Genomic DNA, 21,020 nt, shown 5'->3' with positions numbered 1-21,020 from the left:
TTTTACCCACGATGGTGTAAACCCTTGATTTTTCATGGCAGAGCCGCTGGCCCAGGGATTGCGAGAGGGGAGGCATCTCTTACCGCGACTGTTCGACCATGCATCGTTACTCCCCCTCCCCCACGGTGTGCCGGGCCCGGCCCGCGCACCCTTGCGAGGGCGCAAGGAAAGTCCCCCCACCCTTCGCCCCGCTGCACCGCTTGATAAACACAATGACGGAGGCCCAACATGGGTAAGTACGCCAAGTATTGGTACACGCTGATAGGCGTGTTGATTGTCACCTTCAGCCTGCTGGGCTTCTACGGCGCAGAGGTCTACCGCACCGCGCCGCCGATCCCGGGGCAGGTGCTGGTGCAGGGCAGCGACAAGCCGCTCTACACCAAGGACGGCATCCTCGACGGCCAGACCGCCTGGCAGTCGGTGGGCGGCATGCAGCTGGGCTCCATCCTGGGCCACGGTGCCTACCAGGCGCCCGACTGGACGGCCGACTGGCTGCACCGCGAGCTGACAGCCTGGCTCGAACTGGCCGCGCAGAAAGACCATGGCAAGGCGTTTGCCGATCTGGACGTGGGCCAGCAGGCAGTGCTGCGTGACCGGCTCAAGACCGAGTACCGCACCAACACCTACGACAAGGCCACGGACACGATGGTGATCTCGCCGCTGCGCGCCGAGGCCATCGCCATGACCGCCCAGTACTACGACAAGCTGTTCAGCAACGATCCCTCGTTGCAGAAGACGCGCGAGAGCTACGCCATGAAGGAGAACACCCTGCCCAGCGCCGAGCGCCGCGCGCAGATGGCCGGCTTCTTCTTCTGGACCTCCTGGGCCGCCTCCACCGAGCGTCCCGCCGACAACGGCGGCACCGGCGCCACCTACACCAACAACTGGCCGCACGAGCCCCTGGTCGGCAACCAGCCCACCGGTGAGAACTTGGTCTGGTCGGTGATGAGCGTGGTGGTCATGATGGCCGGCGTGGGCTTCCTCGTGTGGGGCTGGGCCTTCCTGCGCAAGCACGACGAGCAGGACCCCACCCCTCCCCAGCACGACCCGCTGTCCCGCGTGGCCCTGACGCCTTCGCAGCGCGCCCTGGGCAAGTACCTGTTCCTGGTGGTGGCGCTGTTCACCGCACAGGTGCTGCTGGGTGGTTTCACCGCGCACTACACGGTGGAAGGCCAGACGTTCTACGGCGTGGAAATCTCCCAGTACCTGCCCTACTCGCTGGTGCGTACGTGGCACTTGCAGGCCGCACTGTTCTGGATCGCCACCGGCTTCCTCGCCGCAGGCCTGTTCCTTGCACCCGTGATCAACGGCGGCAAGGATCCCAAGTACCAGAAGCTCGGCGTGGACGTGCTGTTCTGGGCACTGGTCGTGGTCTGCGTGGGGTCGTTCATCGGCAACTACTTCGCCATCGCGCAGATCATGCCGGCCGAGTGGAACTTCTGGCTGGGCCACCAGGGCTATGAGTACGTGGACCTGGGCCGCCTCTGGCAGATCGGCAAGTTCGCCGGCATCGCCTTCTGGCTGGTGCTGATGGCCCGCGCCATCTTCCCCGCCCTGCTGGCCCCCAACGGCCAGGACAAGAACCTGCTGGCACTGCTGACCTCCTCGGTGGTGTGTATCGGCCTGTTCTACGGCACCGGCCTGTTCTACGGCGAGCGCACCCACATCTCGGTGATGGAGTACTGGCGCTGGTGGGTGGTGCACCTGTGGGTGGAAGGCTTCTTTGAAGTGTTCGCCACCACGGCACTGGCCTTCATCTTCTCGACCCTGGGCCTGGTGTCCTACCGCATGGCCACGGCTGCCAGCCTGGCATCTGCCTCGCTGTTCATGCTGGGCGGCGTGCCCGGTACCTTCCACCACCTGTACTTCTCGGGCACCACCACTCCGGTGATGGCCGTGGGTGCCTCCTTCAGCGCGCTGGAAGTGGTGCCGCTGGTGGTGCTGGGCCATGAAGCCTGGGAGCACTGGAGCCTGCAGCACAAGGCCACCTGGATGAAGAACCTGAAGTGGCCGCTGATGTGCTTCGTCGCCGTGGCCTTCTGGAACATGCTGGGCGCCGGTGTGTTCGGCTTCATGATCAACCCGCCGATCTCGCTGTACTACATCCAGGGTCTGAACACCACGCCGGTGCACGCCCACGCCGCACTGTTCGGGGTGTATGGCTTCCTGGCCCTGGGCTTCACGCTGCTGGTGCTGCGCTACGTGCGTCCCCAGATGGTGTTCAACGAGCGCCTGATGAAGACCGGCTTCTGGTGGCTCAACGCCGGCCTGGTGCTGATGATCGCGACCAGCCTGCTGCCGATCGGCCTGTTCCAGTTCCACGCCAGCGTGGCCCACGGCACGTGGTACGCCCGCAGTGAGGAATTCCTGCAGCAGCCGTTCCTGGAGACCCTGCGCTGGGTGCGTACCTTCGGTGACCTGGTGTTCATCACCGGCGCCCTGTGCGTGACCTGGCAGGTGGTGAGCGGCGTGCTGTTCGCCCCCCGCGCCCCGGCCGCCCCGAGCACCGGAGCCCTGGCAGGCGCCAACCGCTGACGCACCGCGGATACCGGGTGCGCCGCCCCGCGCGGCGCGCCCGGTCCCACCCTCGGACCTTTTGAAGAACTGCCATGAACATCGACCGCTTCAAGCACGAGCACCGGGACATCCTGGGCCAGATCGCCACCCTGCGCCAGCTGGCACACAGCGGCGTGGAGCACAACGCGACGGCGATTGCGCAGGGCATCGTGGCCATGAGTTCCACCATCAAGCTGCACCTGGCCGTCGAGGACCGCCTGCTGTACCCCGCGCTGCGCCAAGGCGCCGACGCGGAACTGGCACGCCTGGGCGAACAGTTCCAGCGTGAGATGGGGGCGATTGCCGCGGCGTACATGGACTTCGCACGGCGCTGGAACACGCCGGAGCGCGTGCGCACGGACGCCGAGGGTTTCCGTGCAGATGCCAACACCGTGCTGCGCCATGTGTACGAACGCATGCAGCGCGAAAACCGCGACTTCTACCCGCGCATCGAGGCCGAGGAGGCCCTGGCGCATTAAGGTTCGCTCTATTTTTCATAGTTGTAAGCGCTTACCTGTAGAGCGCTGCAGCTCGAAAACGTTTCCATCGGCAAGGCCTTAGGGGCACCTTGCTTTTCAGCCGGCCTTGTGCCGGCTTTTTTTTCGCCGCGCGGGCCCCTCCGCGGCTGCCGGCGGGCTTGTCGTTTTTGTGGGGCGATCGCCCGCACAATCACGGCCGTGATGTAACGTCTGCCTACATTTGCACGGGTACCGCGTCCACGCGCCCCTGGCATCGACCCACCACCACGCCGCACATGATGCACCCCGCCCACCGCCAGGAGTTCCGCCAGTCCCTCATCTGGTTCGCCGTGCTGCTGGTCAGCCTGTGGCTGTTGAAGACCCTGCCCGCGCCGGATGCCGCGCGCGGCATGGCGGGCTACCTGCCGCTGCACACCGCGATGGAGGTCGTGTCCATCGGCGTGGCGGCAATGGTGTTCAGCATCAGTTGGGCCACGCAAAGGTACCGGCCCAACGGGCGGGTGCTGGTACTCGGCCTGGGACTGCTGGGCGTGGCGGTGCTGGACCTGACCCACAGCCTGTCCTACGCCGGCATGCCGGACTTCGTGACCCCCAGCGACCCGGAAAAGGCCATCAACTTTTGGCTGGCCGCGCGCGCGCTGGCGGCGCTGGCCCTGCTGTGGGCCGCGTTATGGCCCCACCGCTGGAATGAATGGCTGGGCCGCCGCTCGCGCTACGCGGGGCTGTTGTGGGTGGCGCTGCTGGTGGGCGCGGTGCACTACGTGCTGCTGGGGCATCCGCAGTGGCTGCCCCGCACCTTCACGCCCGAGGCAGGGCTCACGCCCTTCAAGGTCCGTTTTGAATACGCGCTGGCAACCGCGTACGTGCTGGCGGGCGTGGGCTTTCTCACGCAACTGCGCCATGCGCGCGAGTTCGGTCTGTCGCACCTGGCGCTGGCATCGTTCACCATGGCCATGAGCGAGATCTTCTTCACGCTCTACGCCAACGTGACCGATGTGTACAACGTCGCCGGCCACTTCTACAAGATCCTGGCCTATGGCTTCCTGTACCGCGGCCTGTTCGTGGAAACGGTGCAGATCCCGTACCTGGACCTGCGCGCCGCCGAGGCCCGGCAGCGGGCCACGCTGAACACGCTGCCCGACCTGCTGTTCGAGGTGGACCGCAAGGGGGCGTACCTCGCGGTGCACGCCAACGAGACCAGCAAGCTCATGACCCCGCTGCCCCAGTTGCTGGGAAAGACGCTGGACGAAGCGCTGCCGCCGCCGGCGGCCGCGCAGTGTTTCGAGGCACTGGCGGAGGCTGAACGCACGGGCATGAGCCGCGGCCAGCGCATCACGTTGCCGCTGCCCCTGGGCGAGCGGCATTTCGAGCTGTCCGTCTCCCGCAAATCCGCGGTCGCGGGCCAGCCCGACACCTTCCTGATGCTGTCGCGCGACATCACGCCCACCGTGGAGAACGAGGAGCGCATTCGCTCCGAGGCCGGCCTGAACGCCGCCCTGCTGGACCTGCAGCAGCACGACATCCACCAGCCCGAGGCAGACCTGCTGCGCCGCGGCCTGGCGCATGTCCAGACCCTGACCGGCAGCGCGCTGGCCGTGCTGTACTTCGTGCACGACGACGCACGCGGCACCTCACTGGCCGCCTGCTCGCACGAGAACGCCCCGCCCGACATGCCGCCGTGGGAAACCGCCCTGCGCGAACGCCGCGCCGTGGTGACGAACGCGCCGCACGATGCGGCGGCTGGGCGCGCACCGGGCGGCGCGACGGCCCGCTGGGCTTGCGTGCCCGTAGTGGAAGGCGGCAGGCCGCGCCTGCTGCTGGGCGTGGCCGGCAAGGCGCGGGACTATCACCCACGCGACGCACAGGCGCTGCAGACCGTGGCCGACGCCTCTGGAAACACACGGCCCAGCGCCGCCAGGAGGCCGTCATCCACCGCCTGTCGGAGGCGCTGGACCAGAGCCCCAGTCCGGTGGTCATCACCGACATCGACGCCAGCATCGTCTACGTCAACAAGGCCTTCAACGAAGTCAGCGGCTACGGCGCACAAGAGGTGCTGGGCCGCAACCCGCGCGTGCTGCAGTCGGGACTGACGCCGCAGACCACCTATGCCGATATGTGGACCAAGCTGCCGCGCGGCCTGCCCTGGCAGGGGGAACTCATCAACCGCCGCAAGAACGGACAGGTCTATACGGAAAACGCCTCGCTTTACCCCGTTCGCGACGTGTTCGGCGAAGTGACGCATTACGTCGCGCACATGGAGGACATCACGCAGCGGCGCGAGGCGGAGGAGCGCATCCGCGCGCTCTCCAACTACGACACGCTGACCGGCCTGCTCAACAAGAAAGCCTTCGACGAACAGTTGACGCAAGCCATCGACCGCGCCGACGCAAGCCACGAACGGGTGTCGGTGCTGTGGTTCGACCTGGACAACTTCAAGCTGGTGAACGAAACCCTGGGCCACGCAGCCGGTGACGAGTTGCTGTTGGAGATGGGCAACCGGCTGCGCGCCTGCCTGGCGCCGCACATTCCCGTGGCGCGCTATTCGGGCGACGCGTTCACGGCCATCGTGCCCCTGGCGGACCAGGCGGCGGTGGCGCTGCTGGCGCAGGATGCGCTGGCGCAGCTGCAGACCACACTGCAGATCCACGGCCATGCCGTGTCGGTCAGCGCGTCGGCCGGCATCGCCGTCTACCCCGACGACGCGCGCACCGCCAGCACCTTGGCGTCCGCCGCGGAAGTGGCGATGTACCGCGTCAAGCAGGACGGGCGCAACGGGCTGCGCTTCTTCGCACCCGAGATGCAGGCGCACACGCAACGTTCGCTGGAGCTGGCCGCCGGCCTCAAGGACGCGGCGCACCGCGGCGAGCTGTTCCTGGTGTTCCAGCCCCAGCGCAAGCTGGGCAGCGGCGCGCTGGCGGGCGCCGAGGCCCTGCTGCGCTGGCGCCATCCGCGCTGGGGGCTGGTGTCTCCGGCCGAGTTCATCCCGATCGCCGAACAAAGCGGCTCCATCGTGGCCATCGATTTCTGGGTGGTAGAGCAGGTGGCGCAGCAGTTGCGCGCCTGGGATGCCGCGGGCCTGCCGCCGCTGGTGGTGGCAGTGAACGTATCGGCTGCGCAGTTCGCGCGGCCGCACTTCGTCGAGGAGCTGGTGCGCATCCTGCAGCGCATGGACGTTTCACCCCAGCGCATCGAGGTGGAGCTGACCGAGGCCGTCGCGCTGAAAAACCCGGAACAGGCCGAGACCACCATCCGCCGCCTGCATGAGGTGGGCTTTCGCGTGGCGCTGGACGACTTCGGCACAGGCTATTCCTCCATGAGCTACCTCAAGCGCTACGCCATCGACAAACTCAAGATCGACCAGTCCTTCGTCCGTGAACTCGCCCACCAGGCCAGCGACCAGGCCATCGTGACGGCCATCATCAAGATGGCCCACAGCCTGCGCATGGCCACCATTGCCGAAGGCGTGGAGACGGCCGAGCAGGCCGCGTTGCTGCAGGCCTGCGGCTGCGACGAAATGCAAGGCTACTGGTACAGCCGGCCGCTGGAGCCCGTCGCGTTCGAGGCCTTTGTGCGCAATGCGCAGGCCGGCGTCGAGTTGGCCTGACACGCGTCGCGCCGCACGCAACCCGGTTGCTACTGTTTTAATAGCTTCCAGCGCTTACCCCTCCAGCGCCAGAAGGCCAAACGGCGTCAAACCCTCCACGGCGCCCCCATCCCCCGCCCAGCCTCTCGGGCGCGGGCCTGCTGCGGCCCCACCCCGTGGCGCTCGGGCCACAAGCCGCGCACCGCAGCCCCCCTCTGCACAGGCCCTTTTCTGCCCTGCGGTTTGTGCCTGATCAAACTACCTATAGTGTTTGATAGGTATGGTGAACACTATATGTAGTGTTTAAGGGTTGCCATGACACCACCATCTCCGATCGTCGCCAGCCTGCCGCGCGACGTCATCCAACGCAACGGCGAGCGCACGCCTTTCGATGCTGCGCGCATCCAGTCGGCCATCGCCCGGGCCGGCCAGGCCACGGGCGAGTTCGGCGAGGACGAGGCCCGTCTGCTCACGGCGCAGGCCACCAAGGTGCTGATCCACCGCTTCCATGGCGAGGCACCGACCATCGAGCAGATCCAGGACGTGGTGGAGCAGACGCTGATCGCCGCCAACCATCTGCAGACCGCGCGCGCCTACATGGCCTACCGCCAGCGCCACGCCACCCTGCGCGCCGACCGGCAGACGCTGGTGCATGTGGAAAGCTCCATCAACGAATACCTCACGCGCGCCGACTGGCGCGTGAACGCCAACGCCAACCAGGGCTACTCGCTGGGCGGGCTGATCCTGAACGTGGCAGGCAAGGTGACGGCCAACTACTGGCTCTCGCACGTCTACGCACCCGAGATCGGCGAGGCGCACCGCAATGGCGACATCCACATCCACGACCTCGACATGCTCAGCGGCTACTGCGCGGGCTGGTCGCTGCGCACGCTGCTGCACGAGGGGCTCAACGGCGTGCCGGGCAAGGTGGAGGCGGGGCCGCCGAAGCACATGAGCTCCGCCGTGGGGCAGATCGTGAACTTCCTCGGCACGCTGCAGAACGAGTGGGCGGGTGCGCAGGCGTTCTCGTCGTTCGACACCTACATGGCGCCCTTCGTGCGCAAGGATGGCATGGACTACGCCGCCGTGCGCCAGTGCATCCAGGAGCTGGTCTACAACCTCAACGTGCCCTCGCGCTGGGGCACGCAGACGCCGTTCACCAACCTCACCTTCGACTGGACCTGCCCTGAGGATCTGCGCGAGCAGGTGCCGGTAATCGGCGGCGTGGAGATGCCGTTTTGCTACGGCGAGCTGCAGGCCGAGATGGACGTCATCAACCGCGCCTACATCGACGTGATGACCACGGGCGATGCCAAGGGCCGCGTGTTCACCTTCCCCATCCCCACCTACAACATCACGCCCGACTTCCCGTGGGAGAGTGAGAACGCCGTCGCCCTGTTCGACATGACGGCCAAGTACGGCCTGCCGTACTTCCAGAACTTCATCAACTCCGAGCTGTCGCCCAACATGGTGCGCTCCATGTGCTGCCGCCTGCAGCTGGACCTGCGCGAGCTGCTCAAGCGCGGCAACGGCCTGTTCGGCAGCGCCGAGCAGACCGGCAGCCTGGGCGTGGTCACCGTCAACTGCGCGCGCCTGGGCTATCTGCACGCGGGCGACGAGGCAGCCCTGCTGGCGGCGCTGGACCGCCTGCTGGAACTGGGCAAGCAGAGCCTGGAGGTCAAGCGCAAGCTCATCCAGCGCCTGATGGACCAGGGCCTGTTCCCGTACACCAAGCGCTACCTGGGCACGCTGCGCAACCACTTCAGCACGCTGGGCGTCAACGGCATCAACGAGATGGTGCGCAACTTCACCGGCGACGCGCACGACATCACCAGCGACTGGGGTCACCAGTTCGCCCTGCGCCTGCTGGACCATGTGCGCGCGCGCATCGTGCAGTTCCAGGAAGAGACCGGCCACCTCTACAACCTGGAAGCCACGCCCGCCGAAGGCACCACCTACCGCTTTGCCAAAGAAGACAAGAAGCGCTGGCCCGCCATCCTGCAAGCCGGCACCGAGGCGCAACCCTACTACACCAACAGCTCGCAGCTGCCCGTGGGCTTCACCGACGACCCGTTCGAGGCGCTGCAGCGGCAAGAGGCGCTGCAGGGCAAGTACACCGGCGGCACGGTGCTGCACCTGTACATGGGCGAGCGCATCTCCAGCGGCGCGGCCTGCCGCGAGCTGGTGAAACGGGCGCTCACCCACTTCCGCCTGCCCTACATCACCGTCACGCCCACCTTCTCCATCTGCCCCACGCACGGCTACCTGGCCGGCGAGCACAAGTTCTGCCCGCGCTGCGACGAGGAGCGCCTGGCCGCCAAGCGCGCGCGGCTGGCGGCGTGACTTGAATGAAATCAGCCTCTAGCGCTTATGCAGCAAGCGCCAACAGCTATTGTTTTTGAAGTTCTTCCACCACCAACCAAGGAGCTTGTCATGACCCACTTTTCCGCCACCGAGAACACCGCCCTGGCCACCGCCGTGCAGCTGACCGACGCCGAGCGCCAGCCCTGCGAGGTCTGGACGCGCGTCATGGGCTACCACCGCCCCGTGGCCAGCTTCAACACCGGCAAGCAGGGCGAACACAACGAACGCCAGTTCTTCGCCGAGCCGGGCCGTGCCTGCTAGGACCAGCCACACCGCCGCCGAGGCGCTGCGCGTCGGCGGCATCACGCCGCTGACCACCATCGACTTTCCCGGCAGGCTGGCCGCCGTGGTGTTCTGCCAGGGCTGCCCCTGGCGCTGCGGCTATTGCCACAACGCCGGGCTGCTGGACGCGGCCGCGCCCGCGCCGCACCGCTGGAGCGAAGTGGAGCAACTGCTGCACACGCGCCGCGGCCTGCTGGACGGCGTGGTGTTCTCGGGCGGCGAGCCCACGCTGCAGGCCGCCCTGCCCGACGCCCTCGCGCGCGTACGCGCCCTGGGCTTTGCCACCGGCCTGCACACGGCCGGCATGTACCCCGAGCGGCTGCAGGCCCTGTTGCCGCTGCTGGACTGGGTGGGCCTGGACATCAAGGGGCCGCCGGCACATTACGACGCCATCACCCGCACGCCGGGCAGTGGCGACCGCGCCTGGGAGTCGCTGCGCTGCGTGCAGGCCAGCGGTGTGGATTACGAGTGCCGCACCACCTGGCACGCGGGACTGTTCGACACGGCGGCCCTGCAGGCGCTGGCCGAAGACCTGGCCGCACAAGGCGTGCGCCAATGGGTGCTGCAGGAATGCAGCACGCCCGCCAGCGTGCCCTGGGCCCGGACGGCGCCGCCCACGCAGTGGCCGCTGCCCACCAGCCTGCGGTGCGCCTGATCAGCCGGCCGCGGCCCCGGCGCCGCACACCCGCAGCACTTCGGCGCCGTACGCCTCCAGCTTTTTCGCACCCATGCCGCTGATGCCCTGCAGATCCTCCAGCGTGGCCGGGTTGCGCTCGGCAATGGCGGCCAGCGTGGCGTCGTGGAAGATCACGTAGGCCGGCAGGTTGTGCTCGCGCGCCACCTCGGCGCGCCAGGCCTTGAGGTTGATGAAACGCACCTGGGCATCCTGTCCCAGGTTGGCCGCTGCCACCGGCGGGGCGCTGGCGCGGCGCGGCTTCTTGGGCCCGGCTGCGGCCGTGGCCTCGCGCAGCAGCACGCTCTGCTCGCCGCGCAGCACGGGACGCGAACCCTCGGTCAGCGCCAGCGTGTCAAAGCTGTGGCCGCCCTCGGTCGTGACCTTGTGCAGCCCCACGGCGCCGGCGGCCAGCAACTGGCGCAGCACGCCGCGCAGCTGCGCCTCGGAATACTGTGCGCCCAGGCCGAAGGTGGAGAGTTTTTCATGGCCGAACTGCTGGACCTTGTCCGTGGCCTTGCCGCGCAGGATGTCCATGATGTGGCCCGTGCCGAAGGTCAGACCGCTGGCCTCGTGCACGCGGTAGATGGTGGACAGGAGCTTGCGCGCGGCATCCGTGCCGTCCCACACGGCCGGCGGATTCAGGCAGTTGTCGCAATTGCCGCAGGGTTCGGACGCCTCTCCGAAGTAGCCCAGCAGCCGCACGCGCCGGCAGTCCGTGGCCTCGGCCAGGGCCAGCAGCGCATCCAGCTTGCCGCGCATCACGGCCTTGAACTCCTCGCCCGCGGGGCTCTCGTCGATCATGCGGCGCTGGTTCACCACGTCCTGCAGGCCGTAGGCCATCCACGCGTCGGCGGGCAGACCGTCGCGGCCCGCGCGGCCCGTCTCCTGGTAGTAGCCCTCAATGTTCTTGGGCATGTCCACATGGGCCACAAAGCGCACATCGGGCTTGTCGATGCCCATGCCGAAGGCGATGGTGGCCACCATCACGATGCCGTCCTCGCGCAGGAAGCGGTCCTGGTTCTGCTGGCGCACCTCGGCGGGCAGGCCCGCGTGGTAGGGCAGCGCCGTCAGGCCCGCATCGCACAGCGCCTGGGCCAGTTCCTCCACGCGCTTGCGGGACTGGCAATAGACCACGCCGGCCTCGCCCAGGTGCTCGCGGTCGATGAAGCGCATGAGCTGCGTGAGCGGCTCCTTCTTTTCCTCGATGCGGTAGCGGATGTTGGGCCGGTCGAAGCTGCTGACGAACTGCCGCGCCTGCTGCAGCCGCAGGCCCTGCACGATGTCCTCGCGCGTGAGCGCGTCCGCCGTGGCCGTGAGGGCAATGCGCGGCACGCCCGCATAGCGCTCGTGCAGCACCGCGAGCTGGCGGTATTCAGGCCGGAAGTCGTGGCCCCACTGGCTCACGCAATGCGCCTCGTCGATGGCGAACAGCCCCAGCTGCCCGCGCGCATGCAGACCGTCCAGCAGCGTGAGAAAGCGGTCGGTGGTCACGCGCTCGGGCGCGGCGTACAGCAGCGTGATCTCGCCGCGCGCCAGGCGCCGCTCCACGTCCTGCGTCTGCTGCCAGTCCAGCGTGGAGTTGAGGAAGGCCGCCTCCACCCCCGCCTCGTGCAGCGCGCCCACCTGGTCGTGCATCAGCGCGATCAGCGGCGAAACCACCACCGTCACGCCCAGCCCCGCATCGCGCCGCACGATGGCCGGCACCTGGTAGCACAGGCTCTTGCCGCCGCCCGTGGGCATCAGCACCAGCGCGTCGCCGCCGGCGATCACATGGTCGATGATGGCCTGCTGCGGGCCACGGAACTGCTCGTAGCCAAAGACGTCGTGCAGGACGAAATGCGCGGGGGACAAACCGGTAGACTCTCTTTTTGATAGCTGTCAGCGCTTATTGGATAAGCGCTAGAGGCACTTTTGGCCTATAAAACGCGGCCATGCGGATGGCCCCACCATGGCGCAAAGCCCGTTATTGTGCGCCCGCCACCGCGGGCGGCGCCGGCTTCCTACAATCGGCCCCATGACCCTGCCCCACTACACCCGCGCGCAAGCGCTGCCCGCCATCCTGGAACAACGCATCGCCATCCTCGACGGCGCCATGGGCACGATGATCCAGCGCTTCAAGCTGACCGAGGCGCAGTACCGGGGCGAGCGCTTCAAGGACTTTGCGCGCGACGTGAAGGGCAATAACGAGCTGCTGAGCCTCACGCGCCCCGACGTGATCCGCGACATCCATGAAGGGTATCTCGCGGCCGGCGCCGACCTGATCGAGACCAACACCTTCGGCGCGACCTCGATCGCGCAGGACGACTATGGGCTAGCCGAGCTGGCCTACGAGATGAACCTGGAGAGCGCCAAGCTCGCGCGCGCGGCCTGTGACAAATTCAGCACGCCCGACAAGCCGCGCTTCGTCGCCGGCGCCCTCGGCCCCACGCCCAAGACCGCCAGCATCAGCCCCGACGTGAACGACCCCGGCGCGCGCAACGTCACCTTCGAGCAACTGCGCGCGGCCTACCACGAGCAGGCGCGCGGCCTGATCGAGGGCGGCGCCGACGTGCTGCTGGTCGAGACCATCTTCGACACGCTGAACGCCAAGGCCGCGCTGTTCGCCATCGACGAGGTGTTCGAGGAAACCGGCGAGTGCCTGCCCATCATGATCAGCGGCACGGTGACGGATGCGTCCGGCCGCATCCTCTCGGGCCAGACGGTGACGGCTTTCTGGCACAGCGTGCGCCACGCGCGGCCGCTGTCCATCGGCCTGAACTGCGCGCTGGGCGCGGCGCTGATGCGCCCCTACATCCAGGAGCTCAACCGCGCCGCGCCCGACACCTTCATCAGCTGCTACCCCAACGCGGGCCTGCCCAACCCGATGAGCGACACGGGCTTCGACGAAACGCCCGAGGTCACCAGCCGCCTGGTGCACGAGTTCGCCGCCGAGGGGCTGGTCAACATCGTGGGCGGCTGCTGCGGCACCACGCCGGACCACATCGGCGCCATTGCGCGCGCCGTGGCGCCGGTGGGCACGCGCCGGCTGTTCCAGACCGAAGCAGCCTAGAGCGCACGCCGCATGCGCCCAGCCACCGACTGAGAGGACCCGGCGACATGCAACCCACCCCTCGCACTTCTTTCCCGGCAACTCCCCGCCGGGCCACCGCCACGCTGGCCCTGTGCGTGGCCGCGTGCGTTGCCGTCACCGGCTGCGCCACGCCACCCCCGCCTCCGGTGGCGCCCGACCCCGCCGTCGATGCGCGCGCCCGTTACGACGCCGACCTGCAGGACTGCCGCGACCGCGCGCAGCAGGTGGGCGTGCTCAGCGAGACGCTGGACGCCGTGGTCCAGGGCGCGCTGGTGGCGGCGTTTCTCGCCTGGGGACTCGGGCGCAGCGACACCGGCGTGCGCGACTGGGCTCTCACGGGCGGCGCACTCGCGGGCGGCTCGCAGGGACTGCAGGCGCTGGAGCGGCGGCGCCAGCTGGTCGCGCACTGCATGGCCGTGCGGGGCCACCGCATCAGCCCGCTGGCAGTGGCCGGGCCGCAGCCGGGCGCGGCGCCGTCCGTGCCGGTAGCACCGGAGGCGCCCCCGCGGCCCACGGGTGCCGATGCCTACAGCGCCGAGCGCCTGGCACGCGAGCAAGCCTGCCATGCCCAGCCCGTGGCCGCGCTCGCCGCCAAGGGGCCGGGCTTTGAGACCTACAGCGTGCCGTGCAGCAACGGCGACGCGCTGGCGATCCGCTGAGAGTTCGGCAACTGCCGCGTGCTGCGCTGAGAGAACTCCTGTTTTCATAGCTGTTCGCGCTTGCCAGTTGGGCGCTATGGGCCTATTTGGCTTTGAACGTCGCCCTCTTCCGCGCTCACCCTCTTACCCGGGCGGCGCAAGGCTCCTAGACTGGTCCCACGACAACACGGAGGCCACGCACCATGGACTGGACCACCCACCAGGTCTTCAACCAATACCCCGAGCTGAACGACTACCACCCGCTGGCCACCGACGCGGCGCTGTGCGAGGCGCTGGAGCGTGCGGGCGCCGACTGGGCGCGCCCGGCGCTCGACGCCTACGCCGCACGGCTGGGCATGGCTGAGACCTACGCCCTGGCCGAGCAGGCCAACCGCCACACGCCGCAGTTGCAGCGCTTTGACACGCGCGGGCGGCGCATCGACGCGCTGGAGTTCCACCCCGCGTGGCACCAGCTCATGGCGCTGTACCGCGGCGAGGGGCTGATCTCCCGGCCCTTCCAGGACGAGCGGCCGGGCCGCTGGGCCGCATGGGCGGCGGGCTTTTACCTGCACGGCCAGGTGGAGCAGGGCACGCTGTGCCCCGCCACGATGACACAGGCCGCCATCCCGCTGCTGCGCAAGGAGCCCGCGCTGTGGCAGTCGCTGCAGTCCCGGCTCTACAGCACCGCCTACGACCCGCGCGACCTGCCCGTGGCGGACAAGGCCAGCATCTGGCTGGGCATGGGCATGACCGAGAAGCAGGGCGGGTCGGACGTGCGCGCCAACACCACCGTGGCGACACCCATCGGCACGGGCGGGCGCGGCGGCGAATACCGGCTGCGCGGACACAAGTGGTTCTTCTCGGCGCCACAGTGCGATGCGCACCTGGTGGTGGCGCGCACCGGCGAGGGCGGCCCGTTCGCCTGCTTCTACGTGCCGCGCTGGCGCCCGGACGGCAGCCGCAACGCCGTGCGCGTGCAGCGCCTGAAGGACAAGGTGGGCAACCGCAGCAACGCCAGCAGCGAGGTGGAGTTCGAGGATGCCTGGGGCCTGCTCATGGGCGAGGAAGGCCGTGGCATTCCCACCATCATCGAGATGGCCAGCTACACGCGCCTGAACTGCGTGGTGGGCAGCGCCGCCATCCTGCGCCAGGCCACCGTGCAGGCCATCCATTACGCGCGCCGGCGCCACGCCTTCGGCAAGGCCCTGGCCGAGCAGCCGTTGATGCGCGCGGTGCTGGCCGACCTGGCGCTGGAGAGCGAGGCCGCGCTGCACCTGGCCATGCGCCTGGCCCAGGCGTACGAGGACGACGGCACGCCCGCCCAGCGTGCCTGGAAGCGCGTGATGACGCCGGCCGCCAAGTTCTGGGTCTGCAAGCGCGCGGTGGAGCTGACCGGCGAGGCCATGGAGGTGTTGGGCGGTAATGGCTATGTGGAGGATGGCATGATGGCGCGCCTGTTCCGCGAGGCGCCCGTCAACTCCATCTGGGAAGGCTCGGGCAACGTGATGTGCCTGGACGTGCTGCGCGCCCTGCAGCGCGAGCCCGAGGCCGCACACGCTTTGCTGACCGAGCTGCACGCCGCGGCGCAGGACGAGCCGCGCATTGCCGCTGCCGCGCGCGAGCTGCAGGCCCTGTTGGCCACACCGGCTGAGCAGTTGGAAGGCCTGGGCCGCGTGCTGACCCAGCGCCTGGTGCTGCTGGCCCAGGCCTGCCTGCTGCGCCAGCAGGCCCCCGCAGCCGTGGCCGATGCGTTCATCGCCACGCGGCTGGCGGACAGCGGGGCCGGCCGCGTGGCGGGCGCTATCGACACGCGCGGTCTGGATGTGGCGGCGGTTCTGGCGCGCGCATTTCCGGGATAGTGGACGGGTCTTCAGAGAAAAAACGGCTTCTAGCGCTCGTCCACCAAGCGCAAGCAGCTATTTTTACAATAGCAAAAACTGCTTCACCTGGCGCGCTGCGCCACAATGCACCATGCTGACCTTCCAAGACATCCAGCACGCCGCTGAGCGCCTGCGCGGCCAGGTGCTGGAAACCCCCTGCGTCGAATCGCGCACGCTCTCGCAGATCGTGGGCGCGCAGGTATTCCTCAAGTTCGAGAACCTGCAGTTCACCGCCTCGTTCAAGGAACGCGGCGCCTGCAACAAGCTGAGCCAGCTCACTCCCCAAGAACGCGAGCGCGGCGTGGTGGCCATGAGCGCGGGCAACCATGCCCAGGGGGTGGCCTACCACGCGCAGCGCCTGGGCCTGCGCGCCGTGATCGTCATGCCGCGCTTCACCCCCGGTGTGAAAGTGGAGCGCACGCGCGGCTTTGGTGCCGAGGTGGTGCTGCACGGCGACACGCTGGAGGAAGCCCGCCAGCACGCCTACCAGTTGGCGGAGCAGCAGGGCCTGACCTTCGTGCACCCCTACGACGACGAGGCCGTGGCCGCCGGCCAGGGCACGCTGGTGCTGGAGATGCTGGCCGCCCAGCCCGACCTGGATGCGCTGGTGGTTTCGGTGGGCGGCGGCGGGCTGCTGGCCGGCATGGCAACGGCGGCGCGGGCCATTAAGCCGAACCTGGAGATCATCGGCGTGCAGACGGCGCGCTTCCCAGCCATGGTGAATGCCATCAAGGGCACGCACCACGCGCAGGGCGCGTCAACCATCGCCGAGGGCATCGCCGTGGGCCAGCCCGGAAAGATGACGCAGGAGGTCATTGGCCGGCTGGTGGATGACCTGCTGCTGGTGGACGAAGGCGACATCGAGCAGGCGGTGCTGATGCTGCTGGAGATCGAGAAGACGCTGGTGGAAGGCGCGGGGGCCGCCGGGCTGGCCGCGCTGGTGCGCCACCCCGAGCGCTTTCGCGGCAAGAAGGTGGGGCTGGTGCTCAGCGGCGGCAACATCGACCCGCTGCTGCTGGCGGCCATCATCGAGCGCGGCATGGTGCGCTCCGGCCGGTTGGCGCGCATCATGGTCAGCGCACGCGACGTGCCCGGCGTGCTCGCCCGCATCACTGCCCTCGTGGCCGAAGCGGGCGCTAACATCGAAGAGGTGCACCATCAGCGCGCCTTCACCGTGCTGGCCGCGCAAAACGTGGAGATCGAACTGGTGCTGCAAACGCGCGGCAAGGCGCACATCCAGCAGGTGCTGGACCTGCTGCGCGCCGCGCAGATGCAAGCGGAGCTGCGCTAAGGCGGGCCGGTGCCCTGCAGGCGCAGGAGTGCGGGTAAGGCCCGTGCAAGCGCGAGGGCGTTGTGGCTACACTTGTCCCCCATCAAGGCACCAGACCCCACAGGAGACCGAACCCATGGCCCATGACCACCCCATCGCCCCCAACGCCGCCGACGTCGAGGCCGCCACGGCCACCGATGCCGCCGAGTCCGTGGTGCATCTGATTCCCGTCGTGATCCCTGCGGTGGGTGCGGCCATGATCTTCCTGCTGGCCTTCATTGCGGTGTACATGGCCTGAACGCACCGCCCGCTCGCCACCCAGCCCCGCATCTGCGGGGCTTTGTTTTTGGTGATCGCGTTTTGCACCGACGCCATGACGCGCATAACGTCATGTGTTTTTTGCATGATTTAGCCCCCTGTCCGACAGACAAATCGGGGGCGTCTTCATAAAATCGTCACCCCAGCCGACCTGTGCAGGGGTGCCGCCGCGGTACCCCCGTTTCGCCAGCCGACTGAGTCCCAGCGGTTTTTTCAAAGGCAGCGCGCAGATCGGTTCAGCGCGGGCCTGTGCGTCGTGACCCGGTTCGCTTCCTTTGAAAAGACTGTTTTTCAACTTCAAAGAAGCCTTCCCGATGAACGCACCCACCATGCCCGTCCTGGACATTCAGGCGCCCGCATACGTCAAGAACGCCAAGCTGATCGCCTGGGTGGCCGAAATGGCCGCGCTGTGCAAGCCCGCCCGCATCCACTGGTGCGACGGTTCGCAGCAGGAGTACGAGCAGTTGTGTCAGCAACTGGTGGATGCCGGCACGTTCAAGAAGCTGAACCCCGCCAAGCGCCCGGGCAGCTACCTCGCGTGGTCCGACCCGTCGGACGTCGCGCGCGTGGAAGACCGCACCTATATCTGCTCGGAGAAAAAGGAAGACGCCGGCCCGACCAACAACTGGATGGCCCCGGCCGAGATGCGCGCCACGCTGCAGCCGCTGTTTGACGGTTGCATGGCTGGCCGCACCATGTACGTGGTGCCCTTCTCCATGGGCCCTCTGGGCTCGCACATCGCCCACATTGGCATCGAACTGACCGACAGCGCCTACGTGGCCGTGAACCAGAAGCTGATGACCCGCATGGGCAAGGCCGTCTATGACGTGCTCGGCACCGACGGCGAGTTCGTGCCCTGCATGCACACCGTGGGCGCCCCGCTGGCCGCAGGCCAGAAGGACACCACGTCCTGGCCCTGCAACCCCCAGGTCAAGTACATCGTCCACTACCCCGAGACCCGCGAGATCTGGTCGTACGGCTCAGGCTACGGCGGCAACGCACTGCTGGGCAAGAAGTGCCTGGCGCTGCGCATTGCCTCGACCATGGGCCGCGACCAGGGCTGGCTGGCCGAGCACATGCTGATCCTGGGCGTGACCAACCCCGAGGGCAAGAAGTACCACGTGGCCGCCGCTTTCCCCAGCGCCTGCGGCAAGACCAACTTCTCCATGCTGGTGCCGCCGGAAGCCGGCTTCGCCGGCTGGAAAGTCACGACCATCGGTGACGACATTGCCTGGATCAAGCCCCATGCCGACGGCAAGATGTACGCCATCAACCCCGAAGCCGGTTACTTCGGCGTGGCCCCCGGCACCAACATGCACACCAACCCGAACTGCATGCGTTCGCTGGACAAGGACGTGATCTTCACCAACGTCGCCCTCACCGACGATGGCGATGTGTGGTGGGAAGGCATGGAGAAGGACACCGGCAAGCTCCCGGACCACCTCATCGACTGGCAGGGCAAGGACTGGACACCGCAGATCGCCAAGGAAACCGGCGCCAAGGCGGCGCACCCCAATTCGCGCTTCACGGTGGCCGCCACCAACAACCCGGCCCTGGACCCCGAGTGGGACAACCCTGCCGGCGTGGCCATCGACGCCTTCATCTTCGGCGGCCGCCGCTCCACCACCGTGCCGCTGGTGACCGAGGCCCGCAGCTGGATGGAAGGCGTTTACATGGCCGCGACCATGGGCTCCGAGACCACCGCCGCCGCCTTTGGTGCGCAAGGCGTCGTGCGCCGCGACCCGTTCGCCATGCTGCCGTTCTGCGGCTACAACATGAGCGACTACTTCCAGCACTGGCTCGACATGGAACACAAGCTGGAGGAGTCCGGCCACCAGCTGCCCAAGATCTTCTGCGTCAACTGGTTCCGCAAAGGCGAGGACGGCAAGTTCGTCTGGCCCGGCTATGGCGACAACATGCGCGTGCTCAAGTGGATGCTGGACCGCATCGAGGGCACGGCGCAAGGCGAGCCGACCATGTTCGGCATTGCTCCGCAGTACGCCGAGATCAACTGGACCGGCCTGGACTTCAGCACCGAGCAGTTCAAGATGGTGACCAGCATCGACAAGGCTGCCTGGGCCGAAGAACTGAAGCTGCACACCGAGCATTTCGACAAGCTGGCCTACCACCTGCCCCAGGAACTGCTGGCCACCAAGGCCGCGCTGGAGAAGCGTCTGGCGGCCTGACCGCCCTGCCTCGGCTCGGCGCGTGTAATTCAGCCGGGCCTACACACACAACCCCGCGACCACATCTGTGGCGCGGGGTTTTTTCATGAATGCGCCCCATAGGAAGCTGCCGCGCACATAGCAAAAAGGGCACCCGAAGGTGCCCTGTTGTCGGTTGGCGCGGGGTCGCCGCGCGGCCGTTCAGCGGTAACGGCGCAGGTCGTCCACCGCGATGCCGTTCATCGCACGGCTCAGGTCGGCCATGATGCGGGCGTCGCGCAGTGCGGCATTCCAGGTGCGCTCGTCCTCTGCCGCACGCCGGTGCGCGTCCGACCAAGCCTTGGCAGCGGCACGCAGGCCCAGCACCGCGCTGCGCGCAGGTGCCGCCAGCAACGCCATTCCTGCGAAAGCGATCACCCACATCACCATCCAGCCGGCCAGCATGTGGCCATCGTTCCAGGTGTCCATGACCTGGTTGGCCACGACAAGCAGCGCGGCGACCAGCGCCGCCAGCAGCAGCGACGTTGCGCCGCGGGTGCCGTCAAAGCGGGCAGCGGTTTGCTTCAGATGGCTTGCGGCCTCTTCAATGCGTGCAATGCCGTGGTGCTGGACAGGAAGATCGATGTGTACAAACTTCGTCATGATGCGACTCGTACGCCACTGTTGGCGAAATTGCCGGGCAATGCAGCAATATTAGGGTTTACCCTGGTTTGTGTCCAATTTATATGTTGAATCACCCATATTCATCCGTGTGATGATTGCAGCATGCAGCCATTGAACTTTCGCACGCTGGATCTCAATCTGCTGCGCGTCTTTGACGAGGTCATGGCCGAGCGCAACCTGACCCGCGCCGCCGAGAAACTGGCCATCACACAGCCCGCCGTGAGCAACGCACTGCGCCGGTTGCGCGAGGTGCTGGGCGACGAGCTGGTCACGCGGCGCGGCCACGGCGTGGAGCCCACGCCGCGGGCACTGGCCCTGTGGCCCGCCGTACGGCACGCATTGGCACAGTTGCAGGAGACACTTTCCCCCGGGCGCTTTGTCCCGGCGTCCGCTCAGACGACCTTCGTTCTGGCGATGGCCGACGCCACGGGTGCCACGCTGATCCCGCCACTCATCGAGATCGTGGAACGCGAGGCCCCCGGCGTCTCGCTGCGCGTGGTGCCGCTGACCACGCGCGACCCGCGCCGCCTGCTGGACGACGAGAGCGCCGACATGGCCGTGGGTTACTTCCCCGCCGTGCTGGCCGACCTCACGGCGCGGGCGCAGTCGGACAACGTGGTGGCGCACGAAAGCACCCGCCTCTACGACGGTCAGTACGTGTGCGTGATGCGCGCGGATCACCCGCTGGCCGCCGTGCCGATGACGCTGGACCTGTACTGCGCCGCGCGCCACCTGCTGGTGAGCTTCTCGGGCAAGCCCTTCGGCTTCATCGACGGGGCATTGGCCGCGTTGGGACGTGAACGCCGCATCGTGCTTACCGTGAACCAGTTCTTCACCGCGGGGCGGGTGGTGGCCACCACGGACCTGCTCACCGTGCTGCCGCGCCACTTCGTCGGCGTGGCCAGCGTGCGCGACGAACTGGTGTGGCGCCCGCTGCCCATGACGCTGCCGCCCGTGCACGTGGACGCACTGTGGCACCGCCGACGCAACCACGACCCCGCCCACCGCTGGCTGCGCGAGGCGATTGCGCGCGCCGCGCGCAACACGCCCGCCCCCATTCACCGCCAGGATTGACC

16 protein-coding genes are annotated in these 21,020 nt (G+C 67.9%); 14 read left to right on the top strand and 2 right to left on the bottom strand.

Annotated elements, in window-relative coordinates; translation table 11 throughout:
* Positions 1 to 228 precede the first annotated feature (228 nt).
* From MRB47_RS00580 to MRB47_RS00550, 7 genes are all read left to right on the top strand, one after another.
* Positions 229 to 2,535 (top strand): nitric-oxide reductase large subunit, encoded by a 2,307-nt coding sequence (locus tag MRB47_RS00580; protein ID WP_252101598.1) that lies wholly within the window; start codon positions 229 to 231, stop codon positions 2,533 to 2,535.
* A 74-nt stretch (positions 2,536 to 2,609) separates the two neighbouring features.
* Positions 2,610 to 3,035 carry a hemerythrin domain-containing protein gene (locus tag MRB47_RS00575; protein WP_047350136.1) on the top strand — a complete coding sequence of 142 codons (426 nt, stop codon included), beginning with the start codon at positions 2,610 to 2,612 and terminating at the stop codon, positions 3,033 to 3,035.
* Between the two features lie 275 nt (positions 3,036 to 3,310).
* Positions 3,311 to 5,125, top strand: a complete 1,815-nt coding sequence (locus MRB47_RS00570) for an MASE3 domain-containing protein (protein WP_252101597.1) — start codon at positions 3,311 to 3,313, stop codon at positions 5,123 to 5,125.
* Positions 5,011 to 6,639, top strand: coding sequence for a putative bifunctional diguanylate cyclase/phosphodiesterase (locus MRB47_RS00565; protein WP_252102658.1), 1,629 nt, complete (start codon positions 5,011 to 5,013; stop codon positions 6,637 to 6,639). The genes MRB47_RS00570 and MRB47_RS00565 overlap by 115 nt, the downstream gene beginning before the upstream one ends.
* A 294-nt stretch (positions 6,640 to 6,933) precedes the next feature.
* Positions 6,934 to 8,961, top strand: coding sequence for a ribonucleoside triphosphate reductase (locus MRB47_RS00560; protein WP_252101596.1), 2,028 nt, complete (start codon positions 6,934 to 6,936; stop codon positions 8,959 to 8,961).
* 90 nt (positions 8,962 to 9,051) lie between these two features.
* Complete coding sequence (nrdD, locus tag MRB47_RS00555; RefSeq protein WP_011803556.1) at positions 9,052 to 9,243, top strand: anaerobic ribonucleoside-triphosphate reductase; 192 nt, start codon at positions 9,052 to 9,054, stop codon at positions 9,241 to 9,243.
* The gene (locus tag MRB47_RS00550) at positions 9,233 to 9,919 is read left to right on the top strand and encodes an anaerobic ribonucleoside-triphosphate reductase activating protein (RefSeq protein ID WP_252101595.1); all 687 of its coding nucleotides are present in this window, start codon (positions 9,233 to 9,235) and stop codon (positions 9,917 to 9,919) included. The genes nrdD and MRB47_RS00550 overlap by 11 nt, the downstream gene beginning before the upstream one ends.
* Here the strand turns inward: MRB47_RS00550 and recQ are convergent, their stop codons facing one another.
* A complete protein-coding gene (gene recQ, locus MRB47_RS00545) occupies positions 9,920 to 11,791 on the bottom strand; it encodes a DNA helicase RecQ (RefSeq protein ID WP_012655211.1) in 1,872 nt (623 codons plus the stop codon).
* 163 nt (positions 11,792 to 11,954) lie between these two features.
* On the opposite strand from recQ, the gene MRB47_RS00540 reads away from it, so the two are divergent.
* The 6 genes from MRB47_RS00540 to MRB47_RS00515 all read left to right on the top strand — a co-directional run bounded on the left by MRB47_RS00540 (position 11,955) and on the right by MRB47_RS00515 (position 19,302).
* Entirely contained in the window at positions 11,955 to 12,989 is a 1,035-nt protein-coding gene (locus MRB47_RS00540) for a homocysteine S-methyltransferase family protein (protein WP_220638269.1), read from the top strand.
* 47 nt (positions 12,990 to 13,036) lie between these two features.
* Positions 13,037 to 13,669: a glycine zipper family protein gene (locus tag MRB47_RS00535; RefSeq protein ID WP_252101594.1), complete on the top strand. Its 633-nt coding sequence runs from the start codon at positions 13,037 to 13,039 to the stop codon at positions 13,667 to 13,669.
* Between the two features lie 182 nt (positions 13,670 to 13,851).
* Positions 13,852 to 15,507, top strand: a complete 1,656-nt coding sequence (locus MRB47_RS00530; RefSeq protein WP_252101593.1) for an isovaleryl-CoA dehydrogenase — start codon at positions 13,852 to 13,854, stop codon at positions 15,505 to 15,507.
* Between the two features lie 112 nt (positions 15,508 to 15,619).
* A complete protein-coding gene (locus tag MRB47_RS00525) occupies positions 15,620 to 16,819 on the top strand; it encodes a threonine ammonia-lyase (protein WP_252101592.1) in 1,200 nt (399 codons plus the stop codon).
* Between the two features lie 115 nt (positions 16,820 to 16,934).
* Positions 16,935 to 17,096: a hypothetical protein gene (locus MRB47_RS00520; RefSeq protein WP_012655207.1), complete on the top strand. Its 162-nt coding sequence runs from the start codon at positions 16,935 to 16,937 to the stop codon at positions 17,094 to 17,096.
* 334 nt (positions 17,097 to 17,430) lie between these two features.
* A complete protein-coding gene (locus tag MRB47_RS00515) occupies positions 17,431 to 19,302 on the top strand; it encodes a phosphoenolpyruvate carboxykinase (GTP) (protein WP_012655206.1) in 1,872 nt (623 codons plus the stop codon).
* 180 nt (positions 19,303 to 19,482) lie between these two features.
* On the opposite strand, the gene MRB47_RS00510 is transcribed toward MRB47_RS00515, so the two are convergent.
* Positions 19,483 to 19,923 carry a hypothetical protein gene (locus tag MRB47_RS00510; RefSeq protein WP_011803547.1) on the bottom strand — a complete coding sequence of 147 codons (441 nt, stop codon included), beginning with the start codon at positions 19,921 to 19,923 and terminating at the stop codon, positions 19,483 to 19,485.
* Between the two features lie 123 nt (positions 19,924 to 20,046).
* On the opposite strand from MRB47_RS00510, the gene MRB47_RS00505 reads away from it, so the two are divergent.
* Positions 20,047 to 21,018 carry a LysR family transcriptional regulator gene (locus MRB47_RS00505; RefSeq protein WP_252101591.1) on the top strand — a complete coding sequence of 324 codons (972 nt, stop codon included), beginning with the start codon at positions 20,047 to 20,049 and terminating at the stop codon, positions 21,016 to 21,018.
* Positions 21,019 to 21,020: the final 2 nt, after the last annotated feature.

It is taken from the genome of Diaphorobacter sp. LI3, assembly GCF_022807955.1.
GTDB lineage: Bacteria > Pseudomonadota > Gammaproteobacteria > Burkholderiales > Burkholderiaceae_C > Diaphorobacter > Diaphorobacter nitroreducens.
The sequence above is the reverse complement of the archived record's forward strand: the minus strand, read 5'-3'. Positions and strand labels throughout refer to the sequence as shown.

Excerpts from the sequence above, each read along its gene's own strand:
- MRB47_RS00580 (WP_252101598.1), top strand. The coding sequence starts at position 229 with ATGGGTAAGTACGCCAAGTATTGGTACACGCTGATAGGCGTGTTGATT.
- MRB47_RS00575 (WP_047350136.1), top strand. The coding sequence starts at position 2,610 with ATGAACATCGACCGCTTCAAGCACGAGCACCGGGACATCCTGGGCCAG.
- MRB47_RS00570 (WP_252101597.1), top strand. The coding sequence starts at position 3,311 with ATGATGCACCCCGCCCACCGCCAGGAGTTCCGCCAGTCCCTCATCTGG.
- MRB47_RS00560 (WP_252101596.1), top strand. The coding sequence starts at position 6,934 with ATGACACCACCATCTCCGATCGTCGCCAGCCTGCCGCGCGACGTCATC.
- nrdD (WP_011803556.1), top strand. The coding sequence starts at position 9,052 with ATGACCCACTTTTCCGCCACCGAGAACACCGCCCTGGCCACCGCCGTG.
- MRB47_RS00540 (WP_220638269.1), top strand. The coding sequence starts at position 11,955 with ATGACCCTGCCCCACTACACCCGCGCGCAAGCGCTGCCCGCCATCCTG.
- MRB47_RS00535 (WP_252101594.1), top strand. The coding sequence starts at position 13,037 with ATGCAACCCACCCCTCGCACTTCTTTCCCGGCAACTCCCCGCCGGGCC.
- MRB47_RS00530 (WP_252101593.1), top strand. The coding sequence starts at position 13,852 with ATGGACTGGACCACCCACCAGGTCTTCAACCAATACCCCGAGCTGAAC.
- MRB47_RS00525 (WP_252101592.1), top strand. The coding sequence starts at position 15,620 with ATGCTGACCTTCCAAGACATCCAGCACGCCGCTGAGCGCCTGCGCGGC.
- MRB47_RS00520 (WP_012655207.1), top strand. The coding sequence starts at position 16,935 with ATGGCCCATGACCACCCCATCGCCCCCAACGCCGCCGACGTCGAGGCC.
- MRB47_RS00515 (WP_012655206.1), top strand. The coding sequence starts at position 17,431 with ATGAACGCACCCACCATGCCCGTCCTGGACATTCAGGCGCCCGCATAC.
- MRB47_RS00510 (WP_011803547.1), bottom strand. The coding sequence starts at position 19,923 with ATGACGAAGTTTGTACACATCGATCTTCCTGTCCAGCACCACGGCATT.
- MRB47_RS00505 (WP_252101591.1), top strand. The coding sequence starts at position 20,047 with ATGCAGCCATTGAACTTTCGCACGCTGGATCTCAATCTGCTGCGCGTC.